8 protein-coding genes are annotated in these 9837 nt (G+C 62.6%); 1 reads left to right on the top strand and 7 read right to left on the bottom strand.

Annotated elements, in window-relative coordinates:
* Positions 1-144: 144 nt before the first annotated feature.
* From EN969_RS05670 to EN969_RS05680, 3 genes are all read right to left on the bottom strand, one after another.
* Positions 145-348, bottom strand: a complete 204-nt coding sequence (locus EN969_RS05670) for a hypothetical protein (protein ID WP_013529550.1) — start codon at positions 346-348, stop codon at positions 145-147.
* Between the two features lie 100 nt (positions 349-448).
* Positions 449-1069, bottom strand: a complete 621-nt coding sequence (locus EN969_RS05675; RefSeq protein WP_013529549.1) for a ribonuclease D — start codon at positions 1067-1069, stop codon at positions 449-451.
* A gap of 124 nt (positions 1070-1193) precedes the next feature.
* The gene (locus EN969_RS05680; RefSeq protein WP_063170335.1) at positions 1194-2579 is read right to left on the bottom strand and encodes a M20/M25/M40 family metallo-hydrolase; all 1386 of its coding nucleotides are present in this window, start codon (positions 2577-2579) and stop codon (positions 1194-1196) included.
* Positions 2580-2995: 416 nt separating this feature from the next.
* Here EN969_RS05680 and polA point away from each other — a divergent pair, with 416 nt between their 5' ends.
* Positions 2996-5947 (top strand): DNA polymerase I, encoded by a 2952-nt coding sequence (gene polA, locus EN969_RS05685; RefSeq protein WP_063170336.1) that lies wholly within the window; start codon positions 2996-2998, stop codon positions 5945-5947.
* Between the two features lie 152 nt (positions 5948-6099).
* On the opposite strand, the gene EN969_RS05695 is transcribed toward polA, so the two are convergent.
* From EN969_RS05695 to EN969_RS05710, 4 genes are all read right to left on the bottom strand, one after another.
* The gene (locus EN969_RS05695) at positions 6100-6504 is read right to left on the bottom strand and encodes a Fur family transcriptional regulator (protein WP_013529546.1); all 405 of its coding nucleotides are present in this window, start codon (positions 6502-6504) and stop codon (positions 6100-6102) included.
* Positions 6505-6698: 194 nt separating this feature from the next.
* Positions 6699-7745, bottom strand: a complete 1047-nt coding sequence (gene mgrA / locus EN969_RS05700) for an L-glyceraldehyde 3-phosphate reductase (protein ID WP_013529545.1) — start codon at positions 7743-7745, stop codon at positions 6699-6701.
* A 122-nt stretch (positions 7746-7867) separates the two neighbouring features.
* Positions 7868-9010, bottom strand: coding sequence for a Gfo/Idh/MocA family oxidoreductase (locus EN969_RS05705; protein ID WP_063169021.1), 1143 nt, complete (start codon positions 9008-9010; stop codon positions 7868-7870).
* Between the two features lie 11 nt (positions 9011-9021).
* Positions 9022-9768, bottom strand: coding sequence for a sugar phosphate isomerase/epimerase (locus tag EN969_RS05710; protein ID WP_063169022.1), 747 nt, complete (start codon positions 9766-9768; stop codon positions 9022-9024).
* Positions 9769-9837 lie beyond the last annotated feature (69 nt).

Consider the following 9837-nt stretch of genomic DNA (forward strand, 5'->3'; position numbering starts at 1 on the left):
GATGATGATGAAGACGAGCAAGCTTTCGACACCCATAGCGATTTCCTCCGAGCAAGAGGGCGACCGCGGACCGGAAAGCCCGAATCGGCCTCGACATCAACAGCTTAGGCTATTCGAAAGCAGCCGGCCTCACCAGCGGCGCGCTTATTGATCGTCGTCGTCGCTTGCGGCAGGGCGCCAGCTGGTCGGCTCGACCTTCTTTTGCGTGTGACTGTCGATATAGACCCACCAGCCGTCGTCGCGATATTGCGCGATGGATTCGTTGATGACGCCGTCGCTGTCCTTCCAGGTCACGGAGACCTTGGAGCCGTCTGTCGGCGCGGTCGCAATCGGCTTTCTGTCCGCCATGTCATTATCCCCAATTGCACCGACAAACTGAGCCGACAGAACGCGACGGCCTGTATCCGGTTCCAAACGGTCACCGGCCCGCGGAGCGCGCCAACGGCCCTCAGCTATGGGCGAAGATATCCTCTTCGTCCCAGCCCATCAGGTCAAGCTTGGCACGCGTCGGCAGGAAGCGGAAGCAGGCATCGGCCTCCTTGGTCCGCCCATCGCGCGCCAGCCGTCCGGCCAGTACATCGCGCAACCGGTGCAGATAGAGCACGTCGGAAGCCGCATATTCGAGCTGTTCGGGCGACAGCGTCTCGGCCGCCCAGTCCGACGATTGCTGCGCCTTGGACAGCCCGACGCCGAGAAGCTCGAAGCAGATGTCCTTGAGCCCGTGGCGGTCGGTATAGGTGCGGGTCAGCCGCGAGGCGATCTTGGTGCAGAACACCGGCTCCGGCATGACGCCGAACGCATTGTAGAGAACGGCAAGATCGAAGCGGCCGTAGTGGAACAGCTTGGTTACGCCACGGTTCCTCAGCAGGCTGACGAGGTTCGGCGCCTTCTTCTGGCCGGGCGCGATCTGGATGACGTCGGCGCTGCCGTCGCCGGGCGAAATCTGCACCACGCACAGCCGGTCGCGATGCGGATTGAGCCCGAGCGTTTCGGTGTCGATGGCCACTGCCCCGACATTGTAGTGCGAGAGGTCGGGCAGGTCGTTTTTATGGAAACGGATATCGGCCATTGTCTTCTCCGGTCGAGCCCTACAGTGCCCCCTGACCCGCAGGGGATGCTGCAGCGCTTTATCTTGTGGCCCGTCCTCGCCGCGATCGGCTGAAAAATCAACAGGAAAACAGGGGTTCCGCTGCTCAGCGCGTCAAGGCATCGAGAATCCGCGCCCAGGAGCGCTGGCCCTTGTGGAAGGAGCTGAGCTCGTATTTCTCGTTGGGCGAGTGGATGCGGTCGTCGTCGAGGCCGAACCCGACCAGCAGCGATTCCATGCCGAGATAGGTCTGGAAATCGCCGACAACCGGAATGGAGCCACCGCTGCCCGTCGTAACCGCCGGCTTCGGCCATTCGTCGGACAGCGCATTCTTGGCCTTGGCCAGGAAGGGCGAGTCGTAGGAAAGCTGGATTGCCGGCGAGCCGCCATGCGGATGGAATTCGACGGAACAGTCGGCCGGAATGCGCTCCTTGACGAACTTCTGGAACGCGGCCCGGATTTTTTTCGGGTCCTGCTTGTGGACAAGGCGAAACGAGACCTTCGCCGAGGCTTCGGCCGCGATCACCGTCTTGAAGCCCTTGCCGGTATAGCCGCCGATGATGCCGTTGAACTCGGCCGTCGGCCGCGCCCAGGTCAATTCCAGCACGGAGCGGCCCTTTTCGCCCGACGGGATCGACAGGCCGACCGGTCCCAGGAACGTCTCGGCAGTCTCGCCGAGCGTCTCCCATGATTTCAGGATCTGCGACGGCGTTTCCTCGACGCCATCATAGAAGCCGGGAATGGTGATGTGGCCGTCCTTGTCGTGGACATCGGCCAGCACCCTGGCCAGGACGCGGATCGGGTTGGCGGCGGCACCACCATAGAGGCCCGAATGCAGGTCGCGGTCGGCGGCCTTCACCGTGATCTCCTCACCCACCAGCCCGCGCAATCCGACGCAGATCGACGGCGTGTCGCGATCCCACATGCCGGTATCGCAGACCAGCGCGAAATCGGCCTTGAGTTCGCCGGCATTGGCCTCGAGGAACGGCTTCAGCGAAGGCGAACCGGATTCCTCCTCGCCCTCGAACAGGATGGTGATGCGGCAAGGCAGATTGCCATGCACCTGTTTCCAGGCGCGGCAAGCCTCGACGAAGGTCATCAACTGGCCCTTGTCGTCGGCCGACCCCCGACCGACGATCACCTTGTGGTCCGGCCCGACCTCCTTGACAGCAGGCGCGAACGGATCGCTTTCCCACAATTCGATCGGGTCGACCGGCTGAACGTCATAATGGCCGTAAAACAGCACATGCGGCGAACCGGCCGGGCCGTCATGGTGCGCAACCACCATCGGGTGGCCGGGCGTGTCGCGAACGCTGGCGTCGAAGCCGATCAGCTCGAGTTCGGCCACCAGCCATTCCGCCGCCTTGCGGCAGTCGGCGGCATAGGCTGGATCGGTGGAGATGGACTTGATCCTGAGCAAGCCGAACAGGCGCTCGAGGCTCTGGTCGAGATTCTTGTCGAGACGGTCGAGGACGGGGGAAACTGCGGACATATGTGAAGCCTTTCGATTCAGAACCGGAACCGTAAAGGCATGACGGGAAAACGAAAAGCCCGCGATCATTGGACCACGGGCTGCAAACGTCTCTGCGAGGCAAAAAAAGACCGCCGTGGTGGAGGGGGAACCACGGCGGCCTTCTACTCGAAACGATGCGGCAGCCCGGAGAGGGGGGATAGGCTGCCGCAGGTGTCCGGGATAGGCGGGGGACGGGCCTTGCTCCGGACTCGGCGAAAACTGCCGATGACGTGTATTTGGGTCTCTGAACGTGGCGATTCAAGGGCACGAAAATTACAGTTTTGTAACATGGGCGTGAGCAGGGTGACGGCGATCTGTCAGGGTGTTGCCGGAACCGATAGTCGAGGCTGCCTTTGGCATGGACCAAGCCGCCGCGCCGCGCTATCCCTGCCGGCATGAAAAAAGGCGATCATCTCTTCCTTGTCGACGGCTCCGGCTACATCTTCCGTGCCTATCACGCGCTGCCGCCGCTGACCCGCAAATCCGACGGCCTGCCGGTCGGCGCCGTTTCCGGCTTCTGCAACATGCTGTGGAAGCTGATGCTCGACGCCCGCAATACCGATGTAGGCATCGTGCCGACGCATTTCGCCGTCATTTTCGACTATTCGTCAAAAACCTTCCGCAACGACCTCTACCCCGAATACAAGGCCAACCGCTCGGCACCGCCGGAAGATTTGATCCCGCAATTCGGCCTGATCCGCCAGGCGACCAGGGCGTTCAACCTGCCCTGCGTCGAGATCGAAGGCTACGAGGCTGACGATCTGATCGCCACCTATGCGAGGCTCGCCTGCGAAGCCGGCGGCGATACCACCATCATCTCCTCCGATAAGGATTTGATGCAACTGGTTGGCGATACGGTCGCCATGTACGACCCGATGAAGGACCGCCAGATCGGAATTCCGGAGGTCATCGAGAAATGGGGCGTGCCGCCGGAGAAGATGGTCGACCTGCAGGCACTGACCGGCGATTCGGTCGACAATGTGCCTGGTGTGCCCGGCATCGGGCCGAAGACGGCGGCGCAACTGCTCGAACAGTTCGGTGACCTCGACACGCTGCTGGCCCGGGCCGGCGAGATCAAGCAGGACAAGCGCCGGGAATCGATCATCGCCAACGCCGACAAGGCGCGCATTTCTCGTCAGCTGGTGACGCTGATGAACGACGTACCGGTGACCGAGGGTCTGGAGGATTTCGTCCTGCACGCGCCCGACGGCCCGAAGCTGATCGGTTTCCTCAAGACCATGGAATTCACCTCGCTGACCCGCCGTGTCGCGGAAGCGACCAGCACCGAGGCCGGCGACGTCCAGGCCGTCGCGGTCACCGTCGAACGCGCCGATCATGCCCATGGCCCGGACGTTGGCGCCGGTTTGCCGCCGGTTGCCCGAAACGCGCCTGGCACTGAACCGGACGAAGCCGGCGGGACGGCGGAGACGTCAAAACAAGGCGATACCCCCTCCCTGCTCGCGGCACTAAGGCTGGAGCGCGCGGCCACCGGCAAGATCGACATTTCGGCCTATCACTGCATCCGCGATATCTCGACCCTGAAAGCCTGGGTCGCCGAGGCACGGGAGGCTGGCATCGCCGCCTTCGACGTCAGGGCGACATCCGCCGATCCGATGCAGGCGGAACTGATCGGCATGGCCATCGCCACGGCTCCCGGACGCGCCGCCTACATTCCCTTCGCCCACATGAGCGGCAATGGCGACCTGCTCGGTGGTGGCGCGCTCGAAAACCAGATTCCGCTGCGCGAGGCGCTGGCGGTGCTGAAACCGCTGCTCGAAGACAGATCGGTTCTCAAGATCGCGCAGAACCTGAAATACGATCTTGTCATCATGAGCCGCTACGGCATCGATGTCGCACCGTTCGACGACACCATGCTGATCTCCTACGTGCTCGATGCCGGTACGCCCCATGGTCACGGCATGGATGCGCTTGCCGAAAAGTGGCTCGGTCATACTCCTCTTCAGCTCAAGGACGTGACCGGCTCGGGCAAAAGCTCGGTCGGTTTCGATCAGGTCGACATCGACAAGGCGACGGCTCATGCCGCCGAAGACGCCGATGTGACGCTGCGGCTCTGGCTGGTGCTGAAACCGCGGCTTGCCGCCAAGGGCCTGGTGTCGGTCTATGAGCGGCTGGAGCGGCCGCTGGTGCCGGTGCTGGCGCGCATGGAACAGCGCGGCATCTCGGTCGACAGGCAGATCCTCTCGCGGCTCTCCGGCGAATTGGCGCAGGGCGCCGCTCGCCTCGAAGAGGAAATCTACCAGCTCATCGGCGAACGCATCAACATCGGTTCGCCAAAGCAGCTCGGCGACATCCTGTTCGGGCGCATGGGCCTGCCCGGCGGTTCGAAGACCAAGACCGGCCAGTGGTCGACCTCGGCGCAGCTTCTCGAAGATCTCGCTGCCGAAGGTCACGAACTGCCGCGCAAGATCGTCGACTGGCGCCAGCTGACCAAGCTGAAATCGACCTATACCGATGCGCTGCCCGGCTTCATCCACCCCGACACCAAGCGCGTCCACACCTCCTACGCGTTGGCCGCTACGACGACGGGACGCCTGTCATCCTCCGATCCGAACCTGCAGAACATCCCGGTGCGCACCGCCGAGGGCCGCAAGATCAGGACCGCCTTCATCACCGACAAGAGCCATCGGCTGGTCTCGGCCGACTACAGCCAGATCGAATTGCGGGTGCTCGCCCATGTCGCCGAGATCCCGCAACTGCGGCAGGCTTTCGCCGACGGCGCCGACATCCACGCCATCACCGCGTCGGAGATGTTCAACGTGCCGGTCGAAGGCATGCCCTCGGAGGTTCGCCGCCGCGCCAAGGCGATCAATTTCGGCATCATCTACGGCATTTCGGCCTTCGGTCTCGCCAACCAGCTGTCGATCCCGCGCGAGGAAGCCGGCAACTACATCAAGAAATATTTCGAGCGCTTCCCCGGCATCCGCGATTACATCGAGGAGACCAAGGCCTATGCCCGCGAGCACGGCTTTGTCGAAACGATCTTCGGCCGCCGCATCCATTACCCCGACATAAGATCGTCCAACCCCTCGCTCCGCGCCTTCAACGAACGCGCCTCGATCAATGCCCGCCTGCAAGGCACCGCCGCCGACATCATCCGCCGTGCCATGATCCGCATGGAGGAGGCGCTGGAAAAAGCAGGCCTTTCGGCACGCATGCTGCTGCAGGTGCATGACGAACTGATCTTCGAGACCGTCGAGGCGGAAGTCGAGGCGACGATCCCGGTCGTGCGTCATGTCATGGAAAACGCGGCGATGCCGGCGGTCTCAATGTCGGTGCCGCTGCATGTCGACGCGCGAGCCGCCAACAACTGGGACGAGGCGCATTAGCACCAACGCAAGTTGTGTTGAGATTCAGATCAGGCCGAGCCGAAAATGGTGGATTCCGAGAACCGGAGCGGAGCGTACTTTTCGTACGTGAGCACCGGAAGCGGCAGGAAGCCGCCATTTGCAGGCCGGCATCATCTGAATCTCAACTCACCTCAAGCCGCCTCAGCCAAACACTTGGCACATGTCCCGCGAAACTCGATCACCGCCTTCTTGGCGGCGAAGCCGGTGGAGCGCACCCATTCGTCCAAGCTGTGGCCGACATCGTGGTCTGACATTTCGGTGACCTGCCCGCATGTGTCGCAAATGGCGAAGGCAGTCATCGAATGGCTGTGGTCATGCGGCTCGGCGCAGGCGACGAAGGAATTGATGCTTTCAAGCCGATGCACGAAACCTGACTTCACCAGCGTGTCGAGCGCGCGATAGACCTGGAGCGGTGCGCGAAAACCGCGCTCGCGCAATTGGTCGAGCAAGGTGTAGGCACTGAGCGGTCCGCTGGCGGTCTCGAGTTTCTCGAGCACGCACAGCTGGTTTTTCGTCAGCACATCCCTTGCCGCCATGATCCTGTTTCCAACTCGCCTTGCGTCGCTTGCGCCGCGCACAAACGATCCATGTCCCATCCAGATAGCGACGAACAGGCATTTTTGCTACTGTTTCCAGCATTCTGCCCGCAAGGCCGCCGAGAACATCGATCGGAGCGGGGCAACAGGCAGGTTGCCCGCCGTTTTTCGCTTTGCCGGCTTATCGAGCGGACCTATTTCCTCGGCGGGCCTTTGCGCTCGGCAGAAGCCGCCCACAGATTGATGTCGGATTCGCGCGCGTATGTGTCGATCTCGGCGAGTTCGGCATCGCTGAAGTCGAGCGCCTTGAGCGCGCCGACGCAGTCCTCGACCTGCTCCGGCCGGCTGGCGCCGATCAGTGCCGAGGTCACCCTCCCCTTGCGCAGCACCCAGGCCAGCGCCATCTGCGCCAGCGTCTGTCCGCGCCTGCCGGCGATGGCGTCGAGCGCCTTGATGTTGGCGATGGTCTTGTCGTTGATGAAGGCTGTCTTCAGCGACTTGCCCTGCGACGCACGGCTGCCGTCCGGAATGCCGCCGAGATACTTGTCCGTCAGCATGCCTTGCGCCAGCGGCGAGAACACGATGGAGCCGACGCCGAGCCCTTCGAGCGTGTCGAGCAAGCCGTCTTCCTCCACCCAGCGGTTCAGCATCGAATAGCTCGGCTGGTGGATGACGCAAGGCGTGCCAAGCTGCTTCAAGATATCGGCCGCCTCGCGCGTGCGCTGCGAATTGTAGGACGAGATGCCGGCATAGAGCGCCTTGCCCGAGCGCACGGCATGGTCGAGCGCACCCATCGTTTCTTCCAGCGGCGTGTCGGGATCGAAACGGTGCGAATAGAAGATATCGACATAGTCGAGCCCCATCCGCTTGAGGCTCTGGTCGAGGCTGGCCAGAATGTATTTGCGCCCACCCCATTCGCCGTAGGGCCCGGCCCACATCTGGTAACCGGCCTTGGTCGAGATGATCAGTTCGTCGCGGTAGGCAGCGAAGTCGGTGCGCAGGATCTCACCGAAGGCGGTTTCGGCAGAACCGGGCGGCGGACCGTAATTGTTGGCGAGGTCGAAATGCGTGATGCCGAGGTCGAAGGCCTTGCGCGCGATCGCCTGCTTGGTCTTGTGCGGCGTGTCGTTGCCGAAATTGTGCCACAGGCCCAGCGAGATCGCCGGCAGCTTCAGGCCGGAGCGGCCACAGCGGTTGTAGACCATTTTCTCGTAACGATTTTCGGCGGGCGTGTAGGGCATCGGAAAATCCTCGAATGGAAACGAGCCGGTCGGCTGCATTCGTCACAACGCGGCGAGTTGGCTCTGCCCCCCACCCTTACCCTCTCTCCGTCGAAACGGGGAGAGGGTTGAGGTGTGCTGCCCTATTTCTTCTTCGCCAAAAGCGCCTTGGCTTCCTTGACGCCAAGTGCGGCCGGCCGTTCGCAGGTGGTCTGCATGGCGACGAACTTGCCGGTTTCGCCGGAACGCAGCAGGCTGGTCATCACGTCGACGGCGTGCAGCGCCAGCTCCATCGAACAGCGGTGCGGCCGACCTTCCGCGATCGCCACCGCCATATCGGCAAGGCCTGACGTGCGGTAGTTGGCCATCATGCCTTGCGAATGCATCTCGTTGGGCACGCCGAACGGATGCGGCCAGTTCGGCAGCTTCTTGACCGGCTTGGCCGCGACGGTGAAGCGAACGTCACCACCGAAGAAGTTCGGGTCCGGCACAAACACCGTACCCGCCTCGCCATAAAGCTCCATCGGCGCGTGGCCGTGGGCCCAGACGTCCCAGCTGGTGTTGAGCGTGATAACGGCGCCGTTCTCGAACTCCAGCAGCCCGTGGATGGTTGTCGGCGTGTTGACCGGTATCTTTTCACCCGCGCGCGGCTTTGAACTGATCGTGCGCTCCTTGGCCGGCGTCGTCGCGAAGGCCGCGACCTGCTTCACCGGCCCGATCAGCTGGATCAGATTGGTGATGTAATATGGTCCGATGTCGAGCACCGGCCCCGCGCCTGGCTGGAAGAAGAAATCCGGATTGGGGTGCCAGTGCTCCATGCCGTGGCCCATGACATGGCACGTGCCACTCGTGACCTTGCCAAGCTTGCCGGTGTCGATCAGGTTGCGTACCAGCTGGTGCGCGCCGCCGAGGAAAGTGTCTGGCGCCGAGCCGATGCGCAGACCCTTTTTCTCCGCCCGCTTCTTAAGGTCGAGCCCTTCCTTGACCGACAGCACGAACGGCTTTTCCGAATAGACGTGCTTGCCGGCGTCGAGGATCTGCTTTGACACCTCATAGTGCACCGCCGGGATGGTCAGGTTGACGATGATGTCGATGTCGTCGGCCTTGAGCAGGTCTTCGACGGTGTCGGCGCGCAGCTTGAACTCCTTCGCCCGAGCCTTGGCCGCCTCCATGTTGATGTCGGCGCAGGCACGCATTTCAATGCCGCGGAACAGCGGCGCCAGCGAAAAATACGCCTTCGAGATGTTGCCGCAGCCGATCACGCCGATGCCAAGTTTCTTTGCCATGCTGGTTGCTCCTAATAGGTTTTGGCGGCTGCGATGGAGCGGCGGGCGAAACGCTCGATGTCGTTGGGGTTGTCCTGTTCCATGACGTAGTATTGGGCAGCACTCCTGGCACGCAACACCTTGATCAGGGCGGCCCAGTCGATGGTGCCATGGCCGACATCCGACCAGCCATCCTCATCCAGCCCCTCGCCGGGCTTGGCCATGTCCTTGACGTGGACGGCGCTGATGCGCTTGCCGTGTTTCTCGATCCACGGCAGCGGATCATCGCCGCCGCGCACCACCCAGGCAACGTCCATCTCCCAGCTGACATCGGGCGCGGATGACAGGATGTGGTCCTGCGGCACCGATCCGTCGGCAAGTTTCTTGAACTCGAAATCATGATTGTGCCAGGCAAAGCCGTAGCCGGCCTTTTTCGCGGCATCACCGACCTTGGCCAGGCGTTCGCCGAAACCACGCCAGCCGGCCACGTCGGATGGCCGCTGGTCGGGCATCAGGAAAGGACAGATGAGCAGCGTGATACCGAGTGCGTCGGCGGTTCTGCGCACGCCGTCAAAATCGTTCTCGAGCGCGTCGATCGAGAAATGCCCAGTCGGCATGGCAAGCCCGTTCCTGTCGAGCTCGGCGCGGAATGCCTGGGGATCATCATAGACGCCGCCGAAACCTTCGACCTGGGCGTAGCCGAGCTTGCCGAGCATGGCGAGCACACCGTCCCAGGGTTGGAAATTGCGGGCGCTGTAAAGTTGGAATGACCAATTCATCGTCTCTGTCCGTTTTGCTTGGGGATCGTCGTTGGAAGGTTGGTTCTCGGAAGCTAGATGCGTGCTGTC

Origin of the sequence: Mesorhizobium sp. M7A.F.Ca.CA.003.01.2.1 (genome assembly GCF_003998945.1) — a bacterium.
GTDB classification, from domain to species: domain Bacteria; phylum Pseudomonadota; class Alphaproteobacteria; order Rhizobiales; family Rhizobiaceae; genus Mesorhizobium; species Mesorhizobium ciceri.